Origin of the sequence: Flavobacterium sp. RSSA_27 (assembly GCF_051547125.1) — a bacterium.
Lineage (GTDB): Bacteria > Bacteroidota > Bacteroidia > Flavobacteriales > Flavobacteriaceae > Flavobacterium.
Genome location: NZ_JBPTTN010000002.1, coordinates 190,035 through 211,052, shown reverse-complemented (window position 1 = coordinate 211,052; position 21,018 = coordinate 190,035). Strand labels below are relative to the sequence as shown.

General features: G+C 34.1%; 18 protein-coding genes. 4 read left to right on the top strand and 14 right to left on the bottom strand.

The features are described 5' to 3' along the window. The first annotated feature begins 263 nt into the window (after positions 1 to 263). Together ACSVH5_RS03755 and hemN are read left to right on the top strand one after the other, a co-directional pair. Positions 264 to 2,219: a DUF349 domain-containing protein gene (locus ACSVH5_RS03755; RefSeq protein WP_438060121.1), complete on the top strand. Its 1,956-nt coding sequence runs from the start codon at positions 264 to 266 to the stop codon at positions 2,217 to 2,219. 533 nt (positions 2,220 to 2,752) lie between these two features. Then, positions 2,753 to 4,117, top strand: a complete 1,365-nt coding sequence (gene hemN / locus ACSVH5_RS03750) for an oxygen-independent coproporphyrinogen III oxidase (protein ID WP_438060120.1) — start codon at positions 2,753 to 2,755, stop codon at positions 4,115 to 4,117. Between the two features lie 11 nt (positions 4,118 to 4,128). On the opposite strand, the gene ACSVH5_RS03745 is transcribed toward hemN, so the two are convergent. The 8 genes from ACSVH5_RS03745 to ACSVH5_RS03710 all read right to left on the bottom strand — a co-directional run bounded on the left by ACSVH5_RS03745 (position 4,129) and on the right by ACSVH5_RS03710 (position 12,866). Further along, positions 4,129 to 4,830 carry a sulfite exporter TauE/SafE family protein gene (locus ACSVH5_RS03745; RefSeq protein WP_438060119.1) on the bottom strand — a complete coding sequence of 234 codons (702 nt, stop codon included), beginning with the start codon at positions 4,828 to 4,830 and terminating at the stop codon, positions 4,129 to 4,131. Positions 4,831 to 4,857: 27 nt separating this feature from the next. Then, positions 4,858 to 5,313 carry a FixH family protein gene (locus tag ACSVH5_RS03740; RefSeq protein ID WP_438060118.1) on the bottom strand — a complete coding sequence of 152 codons (456 nt, stop codon included), beginning with the start codon at positions 5,311 to 5,313 and terminating at the stop codon, positions 4,858 to 4,860. 29 nt (positions 5,314 to 5,342) lie between these two features. After that, the gene (gene ccoG, locus ACSVH5_RS03735; RefSeq protein ID WP_438060117.1) at positions 5,343 to 6,761 is read right to left on the bottom strand and encodes a cytochrome c oxidase accessory protein CcoG; all 1,419 of its coding nucleotides are present in this window, start codon (positions 6,759 to 6,761) and stop codon (positions 5,343 to 5,345) included. 84 nt (positions 6,762 to 6,845) lie between these two features. After that, positions 6,846 to 7,790 carry a cbb3-type cytochrome c oxidase N-terminal domain-containing protein gene (locus ACSVH5_RS03730; RefSeq protein WP_438060116.1) on the bottom strand — a complete coding sequence of 315 codons (945 nt, stop codon included), beginning with the start codon at positions 7,788 to 7,790 and terminating at the stop codon, positions 6,846 to 6,848. Between the two features lie 16 nt (positions 7,791 to 7,806). After that, a complete protein-coding gene (locus tag ACSVH5_RS03725; protein ID WP_438060115.1) occupies positions 7,807 to 7,986 on the bottom strand; it encodes a CcoQ/FixQ family Cbb3-type cytochrome c oxidase assembly chaperone in 180 nt (59 codons plus the stop codon). Positions 7,987 to 7,994: 8 nt separating this feature from the next. Beyond that, positions 7,995 to 10,178: a cytochrome-c oxidase, cbb3-type subunit I gene (ccoN, locus tag ACSVH5_RS03720; RefSeq protein ID WP_438060114.1), complete on the bottom strand. Its 2,184-nt coding sequence runs from the start codon at positions 10,176 to 10,178 to the stop codon at positions 7,995 to 7,997. Positions 10,179 to 10,185: 7 nt separating this feature from the next. After that, a complete protein-coding gene (ccoS, locus tag ACSVH5_RS03715; protein ID WP_438060113.1) occupies positions 10,186 to 10,368 on the bottom strand; it encodes a cbb3-type cytochrome oxidase assembly protein CcoS in 183 nt (60 codons plus the stop codon). A gap of 110 nt (positions 10,369 to 10,478) precedes the next feature. Next, positions 10,479 to 12,866, bottom strand: a complete 2,388-nt coding sequence (locus ACSVH5_RS03710; protein ID WP_438060112.1) for a heavy metal translocating P-type ATPase — start codon at positions 12,864 to 12,866, stop codon at positions 10,479 to 10,481. 109 nt (positions 12,867 to 12,975) lie between these two features. Between ACSVH5_RS03710 and ACSVH5_RS03705 the strand changes: the two genes are divergently transcribed. After that, complete coding sequence (locus tag ACSVH5_RS03705) at positions 12,976 to 13,656, top strand: Crp/Fnr family transcriptional regulator (protein WP_438060111.1); 681 nt, start codon at positions 12,976 to 12,978, stop codon at positions 13,654 to 13,656. A 5-nt stretch (positions 13,657 to 13,661) separates the two neighbouring features. Here ACSVH5_RS03705 and ACSVH5_RS03700 read toward each other — a convergent pair whose 3' ends face one another. From ACSVH5_RS03700 to def, 4 genes are all read right to left on the bottom strand, one after another. Then, on the bottom strand, positions 13,662 to 15,104 hold the full coding sequence (locus ACSVH5_RS03700; RefSeq protein ID WP_438060110.1) for an APC family permease: 1,443 nt from the start codon (positions 15,102 to 15,104) through the stop codon (positions 13,662 to 13,664). A 39-nt stretch (positions 15,105 to 15,143) separates the two neighbouring features. Continuing rightward, positions 15,144 to 15,917 (bottom strand): nucleoside triphosphate pyrophosphohydrolase, encoded by a 774-nt coding sequence (gene mazG / locus ACSVH5_RS03695; protein ID WP_438060109.1) that lies wholly within the window; start codon positions 15,915 to 15,917, stop codon positions 15,144 to 15,146. Positions 15,918 to 15,996: 79 nt separating this feature from the next. Beyond that, entirely contained in the window at positions 15,997 to 16,470 is a 474-nt protein-coding gene (locus ACSVH5_RS03690; RefSeq protein ID WP_159686289.1) for a DUF5606 family protein, read from the bottom strand. A 78-nt stretch (positions 16,471 to 16,548) separates the two neighbouring features. Beyond that, on the bottom strand, positions 16,549 to 17,136 hold the full coding sequence (def, locus tag ACSVH5_RS03685) for a peptide deformylase (RefSeq protein ID WP_438060108.1): 588 nt from the start codon (positions 17,134 to 17,136) through the stop codon (positions 16,549 to 16,551). A gap of 193 nt (positions 17,137 to 17,329) precedes the next feature. On the opposite strand from def, the gene ACSVH5_RS03680 reads away from it, so the two are divergent. Further along, entirely contained in the window at positions 17,330 to 19,543 is a 2,214-nt protein-coding gene (locus tag ACSVH5_RS03680; RefSeq protein WP_438060107.1) for an FUSC family membrane protein, read from the top strand. A gap of 140 nt (positions 19,544 to 19,683) precedes the next feature. Here ACSVH5_RS03680 and ruvX read toward each other — a convergent pair whose 3' ends face one another. Together ruvX and ACSVH5_RS03670 are read right to left on the bottom strand one after the other, a co-directional pair. Continuing rightward, entirely contained in the window at positions 19,684 to 20,094 is a 411-nt protein-coding gene (gene ruvX / locus ACSVH5_RS03675; RefSeq protein WP_438060106.1) for a Holliday junction resolvase RuvX, read from the bottom strand. Positions 20,095 to 20,200: 106 nt separating this feature from the next. Beyond that, positions 20,201 to 20,815, bottom strand: a complete 615-nt coding sequence (locus ACSVH5_RS03670) for a PAS domain-containing protein (protein WP_438060105.1) — start codon at positions 20,813 to 20,815, stop codon at positions 20,201 to 20,203. Between the last annotated feature and the right edge of the window lie 203 nt (positions 20,816 to 21,018).

Sequence of the window (21,018 nt, the reverse complement as noted above, 5' to 3'; positions counted from 1 at the left end):
CATTCATTGAAATTGGATTAAAGTTAACACCTGATTCACTTGTATATATTCATCCAAACTTAGCCTTTGGAGGGCAAAAATCTTACAATTACGGAATTGAACTTGGAGTAATAATTTTATACTAAAAGATAGTGAATGAATTTTTAAAAAAAACTAGTAAAAAATATAATAGATAATCACTATAAACAAAGGAAAAATTTTGCAATTAGCCAATCCTTTAGTACCTTTCGCATTCCTAAAAATTAACCTTAAACATTTTGAAAATGTTAGAAGAAAAGTACGACAACCTGCCCCAAGCAGATGGAAGCCAACTATCAGAAACTACTGATATAAAAAAAACTACTGACACTGTTTTTAACAGTGAAGCGATTCCTGCCTTACAAAATGATGCATTAGTAGACAATCAAGCAATACTTGATGCAATTGCAAGTTCAAACGCTGAGGAAAGTGAAGATGAAACGCTAAAAGAGCGTCATGCTATTCCATTATTGGATTATGAAGCCTTGGACATGGACACTCTTGTTCATGAACTTCAAAAATTAGTTACCAACGAGAAAGTCATGTCTATTAAAGAACATGTAGAGGAGATAAAAAAAGCTTTCTTGGCAAAATACCACCATCTTTTAGAAGAGAAAAAAGAAGAATTTAGGGTTGAAAATACTGATCCTAACGAAACTTTTGAATATCATTTTCCCTTAAAAAGCAAGTTTGATCACTATTATACGCTATATAAAGAAAATAAAAACACCCATTTTAAGAGTCTTCAAAGCAGTCTAAAAAGTAATCTTGAAACCAGATTAGCGATAGTTGAAGAATTGAGAAATTTGATTGACCCACAAGCCAATATAAAGGATACGTTGAAACATTTTAACGACCTGAGAGAGCGTTGGAAAAATGCTGGACCAATTCCTAAAGACAAATACAATCATGTTTGGAACAATTATCATTTTCATGTAGAGAATTTTTATGATTATTTGCATTTAGACCGTGAAGCAAGAGACATCGATTTTAAACATAATCTGGAATTAAAACTAAAAATAATCGCTCGTGTAGAAGAATTAGTTTTAGAAGAAGATACCAACAAAGCTTTCCGAGAATTACAAGACTTACATAAAATCTGGAAAGAAGATATTGGGCCTGTTTCCAAAGAACATCGTGATGAAATCTGGAATAAGTTTAGTGAATTGACTAAACAAATGCATGATAAACGCGAAAAATTGTTCGAAAAACAAAGAGGAACAGAGCTTGAAAACCTAGCCGCTAAAAAGGAAATCATAGCAAAAATTGAACAATTAGCTACAGAAAAAGTTAGTGCTCATGCTCAATGGCTGCAACAAATAGAAAAAGTAGAAGCGCTTAGAAATGCTTTTTTTGCAGCTGGAAAAGTACCTTCTGATGTTAATGAAGCCACATGGGCTGCCTTTAAGACAGCTGTGAGGAATTTCAATAGTTTCAAAAATTCCTTTTATAAAGACATCAAAAAAGATCAAACTGAAAATTTAAATAAAAAAATAGCTTTGGTAGCTAAGGCCAAAGAATTACAAGAGAGTGAAGACTTTGCAACCACTACTCCAATCATGAAGCAAATTCAAGAAGAGTGGAAACAAATTGGTCATGTACCAAGAAAATACTCCGATAAAATTTGGAATGAATTCAAAGAAGCCTGTAACCATTACTTTGCAAAAGTAAAAGAGCAACGCAACGAGGAAAACAGTGAAGAAATTACTGCTTTCGAAAACAAAAAAGCGTATTTAGAAACCATCAAAGAGTTTCAACTCACTGGTGATCATAAAACCGATTTAGAAGCAATAAAAAAACACATCGAAACCTGGAAAAATTTTGGCAAGGTACCTTTCCCAAGAAGACATATCGAAGGAAAGTTTAATAAAATTTTAGATGCTTTGTTCGAGAAATTGAGTCTTAGCAAAAAAGAAACGGATATGATGCGTTTTTCTAACCGTATGGAAAACTTATCAGAAAATAATGATGTACGTAAGTTAGATAATGAAAAAATATTCTTAATGCGTAAAATTGAAGAAGTTCAAAATGAAATCTTTCAATTAGAAAACAACATTCAGTTTTTTACAAATACCAAAAACGCGAAGAAAGAAAATTCAATTGTACTTGAGGTTAGAAAAAACATTGCCATTCACAAAGAAAGTTTAGAGGTTTGGAGAGAAAAACTAAAACAACTTCGAAATTTAAACTCAGAACAATAACTCCAAAAGCCTCCATCCCTTCGATGGAGGTTTTTTTATCCACCCATTTTTTAAGAAAAAACTTGAATTTAAAACAACTTTAGATATTTCTTTTCTAAACTAATAAGGTTAAATCTGAGACAATTAATAAATTCATATTAAAGTTGATTTTATAGTTATTCTACGACCACAGTTTCGTACTTCAGAATAGTCTGTAAGCAATTGCTAGTATTGAATAATTCCGTTCGCTTGGAATTCCAAAGTGTGATTCTGGGTTTAATCCATTAGTTCTATTGAGGGAAGCATTGAACTCAAGCACTATAGACTTGAATGGAAAAAAACCATTTAATTTTGAAAAAGTCAATTGATAAAATCCTGTAATAAACTAAAAGAAAAATTCAAAAAATGTCCTAACCATAAAAAAAAGAGTGTTGTTTTTTTACGAAAAAGCTAGGATTTAAGTATTTAATATTTCATTATTTTAAGGTTTATGATAAATATCATTTCAATAAAAAACTATTACATATATTTTTGTAATCTAAATTAAGTTACTTATGAAAAAAAATCTAATTCAAAAATACAATGTACCTGGGCCTAGATATACTAGTTATCCAACAGTACCGTATTGGAATGGATTACTTTTTTCTAAAGACTTATGGTTGAAAACACTTAAAAAATCATTTAAGGAAAGCAATGCAACGGAAGGCATAAGTTTATACATACATTTACCCTTTTGTGAAAGCCTTTGCACTTTTTGTGGGTGCAATAAAAGAATTACCAAAAATCACTTGGTAGAGCAACCCTATATTGAAGCTGTTTTAAAAGAGTGGGAATTATATTGTGCTATTTTAGATCAAAAACCAATTATCAAAGAAATACATTTAGGAGGTGGAACCCCTACTTTCTTTTCTTCGGAACATTTAGAGAAATTACTACTGGGAATTTTGAGTAGAGCCAAAAAAGCTCCTAACTATGAATTTAGCTTTGAAGGACATCCAAACAATACATCTAAAGCACAACTTCAATCGCTGTATGATATAGGTTTTCGTCGAGTAAGTTTTGGTGTTCAAGATTATTCAGAAAAAGTACAAACGGCTATTCATAGAGTACAATCATTTCATAATGTAGCCAAAGTTACTTTTTGGGCCAAAGAAATTGGGTACACCTCAATCGGTCACGATATTATTTTTGGCCTTCCATTTCAACAACTTGAAGATGTAGTTGACACCATAGAGAAGACCAAATCTTTACATCCTGATCGTTTGGCTTTTTACAGCTATGCTCATGTGCCATGGATCAAAGGAAATGGACAAAGAGGATTCAAAGATTCTGACATCCCAAAAGATGAAGTAAAACGTCAATTGTATGAAGTTGGTAAAAAATTATTGAGTAAAAACGGCTACCATGAGATAGGAATGGATCATTTTGCCTTAGAAGAAGACAGTCTTTTTGAATCCTTCAAAAACAAGAAATTGCATCGTAATTTTATGGGGTACAGCTCTTCTAAAACCCAACTAATGATTGGTTTAGGGGTATCTTCAATTAGTGATAGTTGGTATAGTTTTGCTCAAAATGTAAAAACCTTAGAAGAGTACTATGATTGCCTACAAAAAGGAGAATTACCAGTATATCGTGGCCATATTTTAACTTCCGAAGATCTAATCATCAGACAGCATATCCTCAACTTAATGTGTCAATTTCAAACTTCTTGGAAAAATGAAGACACGTATTTTGAAGAACTCCCTGAGGTTCTCACACAATTAGAAGAAATGCAAAAAGACGGTCTAATCTCCATCAAGAATCAAAAAATTACAGTCTTAGAAGCTGGAAAACCTTTTGTTCGTAATATCTGTATGGCTTTTGACTTACTACTAAAAAGAAAAGCACCTGAAACGGCACTTTTTTCTATGACTGTATAAGAGTTTTTTTTTTAATGGCAATTTGGATTTTGTTGCACAAATAAACTTGTTGTATTGGGCGAAATATATGGAATCCCTAAGCCTAATCCTCTTAGAATAAACAATACACCAATAAACACGGCAACATAAGGTATTATTTTTTGAATTTTATTTCGAACCTTCAGCGTCAAGAAAGCGTTGATATATACTACTGTGCTCATCAAAGGAATCGTTCCTAATCCAAACAAAATCATATAAAGAACTCCCATTTCAGCACTTTGCATAGCAATAGCTCCAAACAAAGCTACATACACCATTCCGCAGGGTAGAAAACCATTAAACAAACCAATTGTAAATAATGATTTATACGTTTTTTGCTTGAATTGACTTCCTAGTTTTTGCTTCAAACTAGAAATTAATCGATAAATGGGTTTCGAAAAATTGTACTTTGCAAAAATGTTTTCTGGGATTAAAACCACCACAATCATTACGATACCAATAACAATAGAAAGTTTTTGCTGAATTCCAGCCATAAAAAAACCTTTGCCTAATAGTCCAAAAAGCAATCCCATACTTCCGTAAGCCGTGAGCCTTCCAAAATGATAGGTTAAAATTTGAGTTACCTTCTTAGCCTGATTCGTATGATCTACAGGCAAAAGCATTGCTATAGGCCCACACATTCCAACGCAGTGAAAGCTACTTATTAATCCGAATAAAAAAGCGGTATATAACATTTGGAGATAACTTTAAATGCTTATTATTTACTTGATGTAAATCGTTTCTTTGGTCAAATACGCTTTGCCTTCATACTGCCATTCCATATTGATATCCCAACTTCCTCCAACAAGATTTGTTTTGGGAATGTGCAAAACAGGTTCTGTCAAGGCTAATTTCACTTGAAAATCCAATTTCTTATTGGAAGGACGGTACAAAGCTACATTACCAGTGATTTTTTTTGGATCAAAGTTAGCTGGAAAAGTAATCGTAACTTCATTTTCCAATTGTGATACTAGAGGCTTATTAGGTAAATCTTGCGCATTTTGAACTCTTTGCATTTCTTCTTGATAATGAATATCGTGTTTATAATATTCCTCAACCACTAAGTCATTATCGTATTTCGAATCGGATTGTACTTTTACAACAAAGTAGAGGATAAACGTAATAAACAAAGCAAAAGCTATTACAATATATGTTCCCCAATTTAACTTTAATTTCATCTTTTATAATTTAATTATTAAAAACAGTATTAATCAAAACTACGAGGTCCTAAAAAATTGGTCGCTGTAGTTTGTATTAATTCATCTCCTTCGTACACTTCTATCTCTACTTTGGTCCTATCACTTTCCAGTAAATATTTATTGATTTCGATAAAAAGAGTTCCGCTACTCATACCTTGCCTTGGCACCACAAAATTTTGTTTTCCTACCACATTCAATGTCCCTTTTATGTCTTTTAATTTAAAGTGGACATCTTTAATTTCATTGTTGGACTTATTGATGATTTTAAAGGTATACACATTGCTGATGTTATTCCCTTTGTGTTGAAACAATTGTCCAGGCAAGCGTAAAATAGACGTTTCAATTTCTGCACGCAAAAACAACAATCCAGAGAGAATTCCAATTAAAATAAAAAGCACAGCACTATAACCTTTCATTCTAGTAGTGAACTTGAATTTCTCGTTTTTCTCAATTTCATCTTCTGAAGCGTAACGAATTAATCCTTTGGGTAAGCCAACACTTTCCATAATCGTATCACACTCGTCGATGCAGGCTGTACAATTGATACACTCTAATTGAGTTCCATTTCTAATATCAATTCCTGTTGGGCAAACGTGTATACATTGTTTACAATCAATGCAGTCTCCTTTTCCCGTTGTCGCTCTGTCTTCTTGCTTATTAAATTTTGAACGCCCTTTTTCTTTTTCTCCACGAACAAAATCATAAGCAACATTGATAGATTTATTATCAAGCAAAACACCTTGTAAACGACCATATGGACAAGCAATTATACAAACTTGTTCTCTAAACCAAGCGAAGACAAAATAAAATACTCCCGTAAAAATCAATAGTGAAATTAAAGTACTCAAATGTCCTTTATGCCCATCTTTAATCATGTGAAGCAACACATCACTGCCTATCAAATAAGCCAAAAACACGTTGGCAATAAAGAAAGAAATCAAAAGAAAGATAAACCATTTTGTGGCTTTCTTTCTTATTTTATCGGTATTCCATTCTTGCTTATCCAATCGGATTTGAGCTCCGCGGTCACCTTCAATCCAATATTCTATTCTTCTAAAAACCATTTCTAAGAAGATGGTTTGAGGACAAATCCATCCACAAAAAATACGTCCGAAAATGACAGTAAACAGTATCACAAATACTACTCCTACAACCATAAACAACACAAAAAGATAGAAATCTTGTGGCCAAAAAGGAAAGCTAAAAATATTAAAACGACGTTCTAAAACATTGAACATCATGAACTGATTGCCATTAATTTTAATAAATGGATTGGCAACAAGTATGATCAACAAAAAATAACTTAACCATTTGCGATAGTCGTAAAATTTCCCTGAAGGTTTTTTGGGATAAATGTACTTTCTATTGCCTTCTTTATCGATAGTTGCAATACTATCACGAAAAGATTCATCAGGTAGAACTGCCATGGCTTTTGTTTTTATAAGACATTTTAAAACAACTGTGTCAAAGCAAAACACTTTGACACAGGCTATATAATTATTTGAATTATACTATTTAACTTGAGTACTATCTTTCGCAACAGCAACTGGAGCAGCAGTACCATCTGCTTTTGGAGCAGCATCATCTACCCATATTTCTCCTTCGGGAGCTTTAGCATCTTTAGGATTGCTTCCTTGTAACGATAAAATATAGCTCGCAACTTTTTGCATTTCTTTTGGTTTTAATGTCCCTTTCCAAGAAATCATTCCTTTTCCGTCACGACCTCCATTCATGATCGTATGGAAAACGTTTTTGATTCCTCCACCTAAAATCCAATGATCATCGGTTAAGTTTGGACCAATTTGTCCTCCTGCATCTGCACGGTGACAAGCCACACAATTCGTCGTGAATATTTCTTTTCCAATAGCTAATTCAGCTGGATCCGTCAACAAAGTAACCGTTTTCTCATCCATCAAATCAGGAGCTGTTTTCATATATTCCGCCACTTCAATTTTGGCTTGAGCGATTTCATTTTTCAATTCTGTTTCTTGGTCAGGAGCACCTAATATTTCATAACGAATTAAATATACAGCAGCAAAAGCAATACAAGCATAGAATAAATACACCCACCAAGGTGGTAAACTATTATCTAACTCACGAATACCATCATAATCGTGATCCAAAAGTAACTCCCCTTCTTTTTCAATTGGAGCCGATTTGGTTAATTTTTTCATTAGATTTTTATACCATTCACTTTCTCCTAAACTTACAGAAGAAGCTTCTTCTAATTTAGCCTTTTGCTCGTCTGTCAATAAACTATAAGTAATGGCATCAATAGCGCTTACAGTTATCTCGATTGCAATCAATAAGAACAGAAAGACAAACAAGAACACCGAAACCATTGGAAATTTAATAAAAGCTGGACGATCCCCTGAGTCGATAAAATACTCCATCGCACCAAAAACGGCGAAGAAAATAAGAGGAACCCTTACGTATGCTGGAATTAATTTTTTCATTTTTTTATGCTTTAAATTATACAGAAGGATTGTCTTCAAGTGGAATATTGCTCATTTCTTGAATGGTTTCTTTTTTATATGAAAACACCCAAAAAGCTAATCCTACAAAGAAGAAAAAGAAAATCAACAATGAAAGTACTGGATAAATTGCAATCCCTGCAATTGTCTCCATATTGTGTTTAATTTGTTCAAACATCGTCTTTCTTATTTATTGTCCTTTACTTTGATATCAGTACCTAAACGTTGCATGTAAGCAATCAAAGCTACAATCTCTCTTTCGTTCATAGGAACAAATTTCTCCCCTCTTGCCTCTGCTTTCTTTTTACTTTCCTCGTAACTTTTTACAAAGTCGGGATCATTTTTCAAGCTCTCTTCAATTTTGATAGCTTGTGCTCTCAAATCTTTTTGTCCGTTTGCAATTTGTTCCTCAGTATATGGAACTCCTAAGGTAGCCATGGCTTTCATTTTCTTTTCAGTCATAGAAACGTCCATAGGTTTGTTATCAAACAACCATTTATAACCAGGCATGATAGAACCAGCTGAAATACTTTGTGGGCTCCAAAAATGGTTAAAGTGCCAGTTGTCATTGTATTTTTGACCAACACGTTGCAAATCTGGACCAGTACGTTTTGATCCCCAAAGAAATGGATGATCGTATACAAATTCTCCTGCTTTAGCTTGAGGACCGTAACGCTCTACCTCACTCCTGAATGGACGAACAGATTGAGAGTGGCAACTAACACAACCTTCACGGATGTACAAATCACGTCCTTCTAATTCTAGAGGAGTATAAGGTTTCACACTAGCAATTGTTGGAATATTCGATTTGACCATAATAGTTGGAACAATTTGAATGATACCTCCAATTAAAATAGCTACAGTCGCTAAAATTGCCATTTGTATTGGTCTTCTTTCTAACCAAGTATGGTATTTTTCACCTCTTTTACGTTTAGTACTGATTTCTTCAAGAGCAGGAGCTTCTGCCAATTCATCTTCAATTGCATCGCTGTTGCGCACTGTTTGTACAATGTTATACACTAACACCAACATTCCTGCTAAATATAAAGTACCACCAACAGCTCTCATCCAATACATTGGTATAATTTGAGTTACTGTTTCTAAGAAGTTTCCATAAGTTAATGTTCCATCAGGATTGAACTGTTTCCACATTGAAGCTTGTAAGAAACCAGCAACATACATTGGCAAAGCATAAAGTATAATCCCTAAAGTACCAATCCAGAAGTGGAAATTTGCCAATTTAGTAGAGTATAAAGTTCCTTTTGACATTCTTGGGATCAACCAATAAATAATACCAAAAGCCATAAATCCGTTCCAAGCTAAGGCTCCTACATGTACGTGTGCAATAATCCAATCCGTATAGTGTGCAATAGCGTTAACATTTTTCAGAGACAACATTGGTCCTTCAAAAGTTGCCATACCATAACCCGTCATTGCCACTACGAAGAATTTCAAAACAGGCTCAACTCTAACTTTGTCCCAAACTCCTCTCAAAGTCAACAATCCATTAATCATACCTCCCCAAGATGGAGCAATCAACATTACTGAGAAAACTACTCCTAAATTTTGTGCCCAAGTTGGCAATGCAGAATACAATAAGTGGTGTGGTCCAGCCCAAATGTATAAGAAAATCAGAGACCAAAAGTGAATGATTGATAAACGATAAGAATAAACAGGACGATTGGCTACTTTAGGTACAAAATAATACATTAATCCTAAGAACGGTGTTGTCAAGAAAAATGCTACTGCGTTGTGACCATACCACCATTGTACTAAAGCATCTTGAACTCCAGCATACACTGAGTAACTTTTCATTGCCGAAATAGGCAATTCTAAACTATTGAAAATATGTAAAACAGCTACAGTAATAAAAGTAGCTATGTAAAACCAAATCGCTACATACAAGTGACGCTCTCTTCTTTTGAGCATTGTTCCAATCATATTGATACCAAAAACAACCCAAATCAACGCAATAGCAATATCAATTGGCCATTCTAGCTCAGCATATTCTTTGGATGAAGTATATCCTAATGGCAATGAAACAGCTGCGGCAACGATAATTAACTGCCAACCCCAAAAATTAAGATTACTCAAAAAATCGCTAAACATTCTTGCTTTAAGTAATCGCTGTAAAGAATAATAAACCCCGGCAAACATTGCGTTTCCTACAAAGGCAAAAATAACAGCATTAGTATGTAAAGGTCTCAATCTACCAAAACTTAACCAAGAAATGCCCTCGGTTACGTTGGGAAACAGAAACATAAAAGCCAAAATAAGGCCCACAAGCATTCCCACAACTCCAAAAACGATGGTTGCGTAAATGAACTTCTTTACAATTTTGTTGTCGTAATAAAATTGTTGCATTTCCATAATTAAATTAGTTTTCTTTTGTTATTGTTGATTTATGATTTTTTTTGGCTAACTCATCATCAAAGAGCATTCGCACCGATGGAGTATAATCATCATCGTACTGTCCGGTTCTTACGGCAATCACAAAAGCGACAAAAAAACCAATAGCGACAAAAATACTGATGGAGATTAAAAGATAAATGACACTCATAGTATAAGAATTATATAGACAAAAATAGTTTTAAGAAAAATTTCAAAATATGACTTTTATCATATTTTATCTTATTTTGTTAAAATTATGTAAAAAAAAGAAGAAGTACACTATAATGCGGTCGTTATTTTTCTCGCATAATAGTTACTCATTATCGTTACAAAACTCACTATCGTAATGGTACTCAGAGGCATAATGATGGCCGCAACCAACGGCAAGAGGTTTCCAGTGATGGCAAAGGAGAGTCCTACTACGTTATACAATAAGGATAATCCAAAGCTCATTTTTATGGTTTTTATAGCGTCTTTGGATAGGTTTAAAAAGTAGTTTAACTTAAAAAATTCTGATGCATCGAGAATCGCATCACACGCTGGTGAAAATACATTGACGTTCTCAGAAATTGAAATTCCTACATTACTTTGTGCTAAGGCTCCAGCATCATTTAGGCCATCGCCCACCATCATCACGTTTTTGCCTTGCTCTTGCAAATGTTTGATAAATGCCAATTTTTCTTCGGGTTTTTGATTAAAAATCAATTCAATCCCATTGGGAAGTAAGGTTTCCAAAGTGAGCCTTTCGCCTTCATTATCACCCGATAAAATTTTTATTTCATACTTTTTATTCAATACTTGAAACAAATCCTCTAATCCTGCTCTATATTCATTATTAAAGATATACTGACCGTAATACACCTCATCAATTTTGATATGAACCGCGGTTTGCTGCAATCCTTCCTCTTGTACTTTGCACACAAAAGAAGCGGAACCAATTTGAATTTGCCTGTCAAAAATCTTGGCTTGAATTCCTTTTCCCGGAATTTCATCAAAAAGAATGACTTTTTCTCTTTTGGTTTCTGGTAAAAAGTCATAAAGCATTCTACTCAAAGGATGGTTAGAAGCTCTTAAAACACTCTTAATCAAAGCTTGTTCTTCAACGCTAAACGCGATACCCTGATAGCTAATATTTGATTTTTTATTGGTCGTTATAGTTCCTGTTTTATCAAAAACTAGAGTATCGACTTTAGCCAATTGTTCGATTACCAAAGCATTTTTGAGATAGAACTTTTGTTTTCCATTAATGCGCAACACATTGCCCATAGTGAATGGCGCGGTCAAAGCCAAAGCACAAGGACAAGCTACAATCAAAACTGCGGTGAAAACATTGAAAGCAGTATTGGCATCAAAAAATATCCAATACCCAAAACCGGCAAATGCAATCAATAACAAAATAGGGGTAAAATAACGCGAAATCGCATCGGTAATGGTTTTGTGTTTTTGCTCGACTTTCTTCTGAAAAACATCATTACTCCATAACTGCGTCAAATAACTTTGAGAAACAGAATGCAATACTTCCATTTCGATTACTTTCCCAATTTGTTTTCCTCCAGCAAAAACCTTATCTCCTGAACTTTTTACAATTGGGATTGCTTCTCCAGTAACAAAACTATAATCAATCTCTGCTTTTTCACTAATTAAAATGCCGTCAACAGGTATCAACTCTTGATTTCGAATCAATAAACGATCTCCTTTTTGGATATCAAAAACAGGTATACTTTCTTCGGAAGTATCAGGATTAATTCTAGTTATCGCGATGGGAAAATAGGATTTAAAATCTCTTTCAAAACTCAAAAAACTATAGGTTTTTATCTGAAACATTTTTCCCAAGAGCATGAAAAAAATCAGCCCACATAAACTATCAAAAAATCCAGAGCCGTAATCCATGATAATATCAAAGGTACTTCTGACAAACATTACCACTATTCCAAGCGCAATTGGAATATCAATGTTCAGCATTTTGGAACGAATACTTTTATAAGCCGAGACATAATATCCACTTGCCGAATAAAAGAAACTGGGTAAAGAAAGGGCAAAAATCAACCAACGAAAAAAACCGCGATATTGATCCAACCAATATTCTTCAACCTCAAAATACTCAGGAAAAGAAAGCAACATGATGTTTCCAAAACTAAAAAAAGCTACTCCTAACTTGTACGTCAAACTTCTATCAATCTTTTCTTTTCCAGTCTCGTAATTCTCAAGACTTATGTAGGGTTCATACCCAATAGAACTCAAAAGATAAACGATATCTTTTACCGTTACCAAGCTTGGATTGTAATTGATTCTAACTTTTTTCTCTGGAAAATTAACCTGCGAAGTATTGATTCCAGGTTGTAATCGTTGTAGATTTTCTAAAATCCAAATACAAGAACTGCAATGAATATGTGGAATATTTAAGGTAATGATTTCTGTGTTCTCTTCTTGGAAATCAAGAAGCTTGGCAACAATAGCTGAATTATCTAAAAAGTCGTATTTTCCTGCAATATCGAGAGGTGTTGCACCTGGCGATTTTTCAAAATCATAATAGCAAGAAAGGTCATTCGCACTAAATATTTCATAAACTGTAATACAACCGTTACAGCAAAAAATTTTAGTATCAAAATGGATTTCTTCGGCCTTCTCAATTTCTAAGCCACAGTGAAAACAATTCTCTTTTTTCATGTTAAATTTTTCCTATTAAAGTACCGCAAAGATTACAAATTGATTAACCTAAAAATATGATTTTTATCATAATTTTGTTTATTTTTGCACAAAATTATTCCAGACATTGATGAGTAAATGTGAGCAATGTATAGTACGTCAATTTAGCTCTTTAAAAGCTCTAACCAAAGAAGAACTCTTAAAAATTGCTAATTGTAAAACATCCTATACTATAAAAAAAGGTGACCCTATTTTTCAAGAAGGAGAAACTTTAAACGGTGTATATTGTATAAAAGAAGGTTTTTGCAAACTCTCTAAGCTAAGTACCAACGGAAAAGATCAAATTGTAAAACTCGTAAAAGCTGGCGAACTTCTTGGTCAGCGTTCCATGGTGAGTGATGAACCCGCAAATCTTACAGCGGTAGCACTAGAAGATATGGAAGTCTGTTTTATTCCAAAAACTGAGATTTTGAATTTCTTTACTAATAACAACCAATTTTCATTAAGTTTGATGAAAAGTATATGTGGAGACTTGAAAGAATCGGATTTGCATGTAGTCTCAATGGCTCAAAAAACAGTAAAAAACAGACTAGCTGAAACTTTAATCAATCTACAAGAGACTTTTGGAAAAAATGAAGATAGTACATTAAAAATCCAACTTTCGAGAGAAGAATTAGCCGGAATGACTGGCACAGCAACCGAAAGTTGTATCCGAATTTTATCTGAATTTAATAAAAAAGGGCTCATTGAATTGACTGGAAAAAAAATCGCCATCAAAGACTTAAACAAATTAAAAAAAGTAGCCGAATAAGCGCGTTACTCTTTCTTAAAAACGGTAAAATAAATAGGAACTCCCAAAGCAACAATAGCTAGTCCGATTCCAGTATTCACTGAATCATAGACCAACAGTGTCAAACATATTCCTGTAGCAACAAGAATGTAAAGTGCAGGAACAATAGGATAACCCAATGCTTTGTAGGGTCGCAACGCATTGGGTTCTTTTTTTCTTAAAACAAAAACACCCAATATCGTTAAAATATAAAACAATAGGGAAGCGAAAGTGGCATAGGTCAATAAATCACCAAACTTTCCAGATACACATAGCACAGATGCCCAAATACATTGTACCCAAAGTGCCTTCGCTGGTACTTGATGTTTGTTAAGTTCTGTAGCTTTTCTAAAAAACAATCCTTGATTAGCCATCGCATAAAATAAACGACCACCAGATAGAATTAATCCACTATTACAACCAAAGGTGGAAATCATTATTAATGCAGTCATCACGAAAACTCCCGTATTTCCCATAATCATGCTCGCAGCCGCAGCACCTACTCTATCATTGGAGGCGAACATAATTCCATTTGCAACTACTTCATTACTATTAGGAGTTCCGTGCAATGGCAATATTGACAAATAAGCTAAATTGGCCAAAACATAAATCACAGTAACAATCAATGTTCCCAAAAACAAACTTCTTGGAATATTTTTCTTGGGGTCTTTTATTTCACCTGCGATAAACGTGACATTATTCCATGCATCGCTAGAAAACAATGAATTTATCATCGTAGCAGTAGCTGCTCCTAAAATTGCTGTACCAACTAATTTTGTCACTGTAACAGAGCCATCAGGATGTACAACTGTCTTACTCGCTTCCCACATATTGCTAAAATTGGCCGACAAAATATCTTTTTGTAACCCAACATAGATTCCTAAAATTATAAGCGCAAAAAGCGCCAATAATTTAGTAGCCGTTAATATCAATTGAATCCATTTTCCGTTCTCGATTCCTTTGGTATTACTATAGGTCAAAATAAAAATACTAAAAACGGCAAGTACCTGTTTATTAGAAAAAACAAAACTCCCAGATTGGAATAAAACGGTATCCAAAACAGGAAAAAATACAGCACTGTAATTCGCGAATGTAACAGCAATAGCAGCAATTACACCCGTTTGTATAACCGAAAAAACAGTCCAACCATAGAGAAAAGAAACCAAGCGACCATAAGCCCTTTGAATGTAAACAAACTGACCTCCGGCATTAGGCATCATTCCTGCCAACTCTCCGTAACTCAAAGCAGCAGCTACAGTAATTAAACCAGTAACAACCCAAATCAATAGCAACCATGCGGCAGAACCAATATCTCTGGCCATCGCTGATGTAACAATAAATATCCCTGAACCAATCATAGAACCTGCTACTAAACTTGTTGCATCGAGTAAGCCTAATGATCGTTTTAATTCGGTTTTGTTTTCTGACATGTAAAAGTAGAATTTTATATAATGAGTGGTTGTTATTCTTTAAAGCTTCTTGGCTTCATTCCAAAAAACATCCATTTCAGCCAAAGTCATATCCATTAGTGGTTTCCCTAGTTCTTCAGCTTTGCTTTCTAGATATTGAAATCGCTTGATAAACTTTTTGTTGGTTCGTTCCAAAGCGTCTTCTGGATTGATGTTTAAAAAACGGGCATAATTAATCATCGAAAATAAAACATCTCCAAACTCTGATTCCATTTTGTCTTGATTTTCCGACGCCACTTCTTCTTGAAGTTCTTGCAATTCCTCTTGCACTTTGTCCCAAACTTGATGCGGTTCTTCCCAATCAAATCCAACTCCTTTTACTTTATCTTGAATTCGGCTAGCTTTAACCAAAGCGGGTAAACTTCTAGGAACACCTTCTAAAACAGATTTTTTCCCTTCTTTCAATTTGAGTTTTTCCCAGTTTTGCTTTACCTCTTCTTCATTTTCCACAACCGTATCTCCATAAATATGAGGATGACGATGAATGAGTTTTTCGCAAATTTCATTACATACATCGGCAATATCAAAATCTTGTGTTTCGCTTCCGATTTTGGCATAAAAAACCAAATGCAACAGCAAATCGCCAAGCTCTTTTTTGACTTCATTCAAATCATTGTCCAAAATAGCATCCCCTAACTCATAGGTTTCTTCAATGGTTAAGTGACGTAAGGATTGCAAGGTTTGTTTCTTGTCCCAAGGGCATTTTTCTCGCAATTCGTCCATTATGGTTAACAATCGATCGAAGGCTTCTAATTGCTTGGCTCTATTATTCATGGTCATTGGTTTTTGGTAAAAATAAAAAAATCCTGTCAAGAAAACGACTCAACAGGATTTTATATTGGTATAAGTACTACTACTCTTTTTTAGCTTTCGCTTTTTTGGGCTTTGCTTCAGCAGCCACTTCTTCAGTAACTGATTCTTCTTTCCCAACGGCTGGTGGAGCATCGTCAGTAACCAATCCTCTTTCTTGCAACATATTGTACCAGTTCAAGATTTTTTTGATATCTGATGCGTATACTCTTTCTTCATCATATTCAGGAAGCACTTCTCTAAAATAAGCATTCAAAGTAGCGTTGTCTTCTTTATGAGAAATAGCTTTTCCGTTGTTCTCTTTTTTAGCAATATTCGACATTACTTCGGCCAATGGCTTCTCAGCATCATAGGTATAAACAGAAATTTCAGTCAACAAACTCACGTTGCTTTTTAAACTTACTGTTACTTTTTTTCCATCTAATAAAGATTCTGCAACAAAACCTGTTCTTGTTTGTACTTTCAATGCAAATAAACCTGGTTTACCTGAAATCGCTAAAATTTTTTCTAAATTCATTGTGTCTATTTTTAATGTTGGTTGTTAATAGTTTGGCTTGCAATATTTTGAAAACAAGCCGAAAAACTACACCCTAATTTATCTTCCTTTTTTGGCAAAAAATTTCATTCTGTAGTCCTGAAATGTTTTTCCTTCCATGATATTTTTCAACTTCTTTTGGATCAATCTTTTTTTCAAAGTTGAAATTTTATCCGTGAACAAAATTCCTTCTATATGATCGTATTCATGTTGAATAACTCTAGCAATTAATCCATCAAAAACTTCGGTTTTCATCACAAAATCCTCTTCACAGTATTGAATCGTTACAATCGGTTTTCTGTAAACGTCCTCGCGAACATCTGGAATACTCAAACAACCTTCATTAAAAGCCCATTCTTCACCTTCTTCTTTGATGATTTTGGCATTAATAAATGTTTTTTTGAAACCTTTTAACTGTTTTTGAGCCGCTGTTTCTAAATCGTCATCATCACTAAACGGAGTGGTGTCTACAACAAACAATCGTAAAGGTAAACCTACTTGCTCTGCAGCCAAACCAACTCCAGAAGCATTATACATGGTTTCGTACATGTTTGCAATTACTTCTTTTAAGTTAGGATAATCAGGAGTTACTTCTTCTCCAACTTTTCGTAAAACTGGATCACCGTACCCTATAATTGGTAAAATCATTGTTATCGTAATTAAGTTTATGCCACAAAAGGGTTCTTTCCTTTTTTATTGGTTGGCAAAAATAGTAAAATTTCAACAATGCCGAATTCCTAATGAAGAATAAGTTTCGTTTTTCCTGATTTAACCAAATTCGAAGTACAATTGTATACCTTAAGAAGCCTACAATTCTTACCTTTGAAATGAAATTACTACCATGATTGAAGAAATAAGAAAATTTGCCGATAGTACGCATTTTACCAATGCTCTGAAAGTTACCACAGCTACAGTAACTCCTGTGTTGTTTTTTGCATACTTGGGACATTTTGCAGAGGGTTTTGCCATAGCACTTGGTGCTTTTTTTACTTACCCTAGCGATATACCTAGTAGTTTAAAACATAAGATTAACGGGCTCATCGTTACTGCATTCATGGTAGCTTTTGCGAATTTATTGGTCAATCTTGCCTATCCCTATGGCATTATTTTTTACCCACTTTTTGGTTTGCTCATTTTTCTATTCTCGATGATTTCCGTATATGGACAAAGAGCTACAGCGGTTTCTTTCTCGTGTTTATTGTCTATTTGTTTGGCTTTTGCACATTTGCATTCTGGTTGGGAAATGCTACAATATAGTGCATTAATGTTGGCTGGAGGCTTATTTTATCTTTTGATTTCGTTGCTCTTTTATTATCTAAATCCCTATCGTTTTATTGAATTACAACTGGCTTCGTGCATCAATTTGACAGCCAAGTATCTAAAACTAAGAGCTGATTTATGGAAAATTGACGCCGACAAAAAAACGATAACCGAAAAACAACTGGCCTTACAAGTCGAAATCAACACCAATCACGAAAACATTCGAAAAGTGCTGATAGGCAACCAATCGCTTTCTTCGGATTCGGCTCAAAACCGAAAACTCTTGATTGTATTTGTCAATCTAGTCGAAATATTAGAGTTGGCCTTGGCTACCGTTTTTGATCACAAAACGCTACACGAAAAATTTGATGCGCATCCCCAAGTTATCAAAAGCTACTCGACAATTGCTACCAATTTGAAAAAAACCTTGAAGCAATTGAGCAAAAATATTGAAAGTAGAACCACCTATCGTTCCAAGCATTCTTTGGTTGAGGATTTGAAAAAATTTGAAGCTACCATTTTAGCATATGAAAAAACATTAGGTAGTGAGGATGCAAAAGAGGGCGTGATTATGTTGACCACAATGTTACAATATGCCGAAAGTCAGGTCGAAAAAATAAAGATTATTGAGCGTGCATTTAATCTAAAAATAAAAGAAGAAGATGTGAAAGTAAATCGAAAAGAGTTAGAAAAATTCCTAACTCCTCAATACTATCCTTTGTCTACCTTTATCAATAACTTGAGTTTTTCCTCTACCCTTTTTAGACATTCGCTGCGACTTTCCATTACCTTACTTTTTGGCTTTTTGATTGGCACAATTTTGCCTTTTCAAAATGTGTTTTGGATATTACTCACCATCATCGTAATCATGCGCCCTGGATACGGATTGACCAAAGAACGTTCGTTTCAGCGAACTTTTGGAACTTTCCTTGGGGGCTTCATTGCTTTTGGCTGTATTTATTTCATTGACAATAATGTAGTCTTGAGTTTGATGGCTATTTTATGCGTGCTTTTAGGAATGTCTTTTACTAATATTAGCTATAAAACGAGTGCTACTTTTGTGACAATGTATGTGGTTTTCCTATACAGTATACTTACGCCCAATAGTGCTAGTGTGATTGAATTTAGAATTATAGACACCATAGTTGGAGCTGTTTTGGCTTATACTTTCAATCATTTTGTTTGGCCTTCATGGGAATTTATAAATACGCCCAAACATATAGAAAAAGTAATTCTTGCCAATAGAAAATACTTGAATGAAATTGCACTTTTCTACAACAAAAAAGGAAGTGTTACAACGGTTTATAAGGTCGCTAGAAAAAATGCCTTTATTGAGATTGGGAATCTTATGGCGTCGTTCCAACGGATGAGCCAAGAACCCAAATCACAACAAAAAAAGATTGCTCAAGTATACAAATTGACTGTTTTGAATCACACCTTACTTTCTTCCATTGCATCAATGGGAACCTACATTCAATCACACCAAACAACGGCTGCTTCAGATGCCTTCAATCGTGTAATGGCAACTGTCTTACAAAACTTAGACGAAGCATTATCGGTATTAAACCCTTCTTATTCCTCTTCAATCCTTCCTATTTCAAACTCTGAAAAAGCGAAAGGATTTACAGAACTTTTGGCCATTCGATTAAAAGAAATCACTGAAAAGGACACTTCTGATGCCGCCAATAAAGTTTTGATGCAAGAAGCTCAACTCATTATCGAACAATTGATTTGGTTGATTAACCTTTCTGAGAATATTCTAAAAAACACCAAATTATTAGTAGCAAAAGAATAAAAAAGCCTCAATTTCTGATTGAAAAAGAGGCTTTCTATAAACTATTGTTGTTTTATATTTTTTTACACTTTGGAAACATTCACTAACTTCTACCAACAACGTTGGGTCTTCATTCAAAACCTAACAATAAAAAACAAAAACTACTTTCGGTTCAGATAATCTTGTAGCATTATTGTAGCCGATATTTCATCGATAAGCGCTTTGTTTTGGCGTTGTTTCTTGTTTAATCCGCTATCAATCATGGTCTGAAAAGCCATTTTAGAAGTAAATCTTTCATCGACACGAATAACTTTCATCTCGGGAAAATGATTGGTAAAATGCGTCACAAATCCTTTGATGATGGAAGCGCTTTGAGAAGGCTCTCCGTTCATTTGTTTGGGTTCTCCAATCAATACCGCTTCTACTTTTTCTTTGGCAAAATACTCCTTCAAGAAATCAATTGTAGTAGCCGATGCGATAGTTGTTAAACCCGAAGCAATAATTTGCAACTCATCAGTAACTGCAATTCCAGTGCGTTTTTGTCCGTAATCTATGGCGAGAATTCTTGGCATTTGTAACTTTTTTATTGAAGCAAAGATACACAAAGAAATCTATTGAGTAAAAAACACAAACCGCTCCCATACAGTAAAGCGGTTTGGATATTGTAATGCAAAAAAACTAAAGAATACCGAAAAAACGTTTAAAGAAACCTCTTTCCTCTTCAACCGCGATTGGAGTATCTGGTTTTTGAGAACGTTCGTATTCCGTAAACAAATCATTAATGTATTCAACGTATGAACGATTTTTTTCTTCTAAAAATCCTATCAAATATTTTTCGCTGTATTCAACCCCGCTTGCCTTCTCAATTTGTAACAACTTTCTATATAATGGTTCAATATGATTAGTGATTATTTCTTGAGGAACTGCTCTTCTTCTTCCAAAATAATGGGTAATTTCTCCATCTTCATTTTTGGTTGATTCAAAATCAGTAACCACCCAATAGTATCTTCCTGATTTTGCTAGATTTTTAACCACTGCGTGAAAATTACCTCCTAGTTTTAGATTTTCCCACAATACTTTAAAAAGTACTTTTGGCATATCTGGATGTCTAATTATACTATGAGGTTGCCCCATAAGTTCGTAATCTTCGTATCCGCAAACATCTACAAAAACCTCATTAGCATATTCGATGATTCCACGATGGTCGGTTTTACTCATAATGATTCTCGACTTGTCCCAAACTACCTCTTTATCAATGATAGTTGGCTGTTTAAATAACTGATTTGATTCCATTTTTCTGGTTTAAGGTTGGTTTTATTTTTGTATTGCTTATCGTACAATAAGATAATGGGCAAAAATATATAGTACACATTTTTTAAAATATGATTTTTATCATTTGCCTTTCGATATCGATATCGAAAATGGAATTTTCTTTTGTTTTACGCTTATAGATTCGTTTTACTAATTATTTTTCACAAAAAGATTAAAAATGTTAC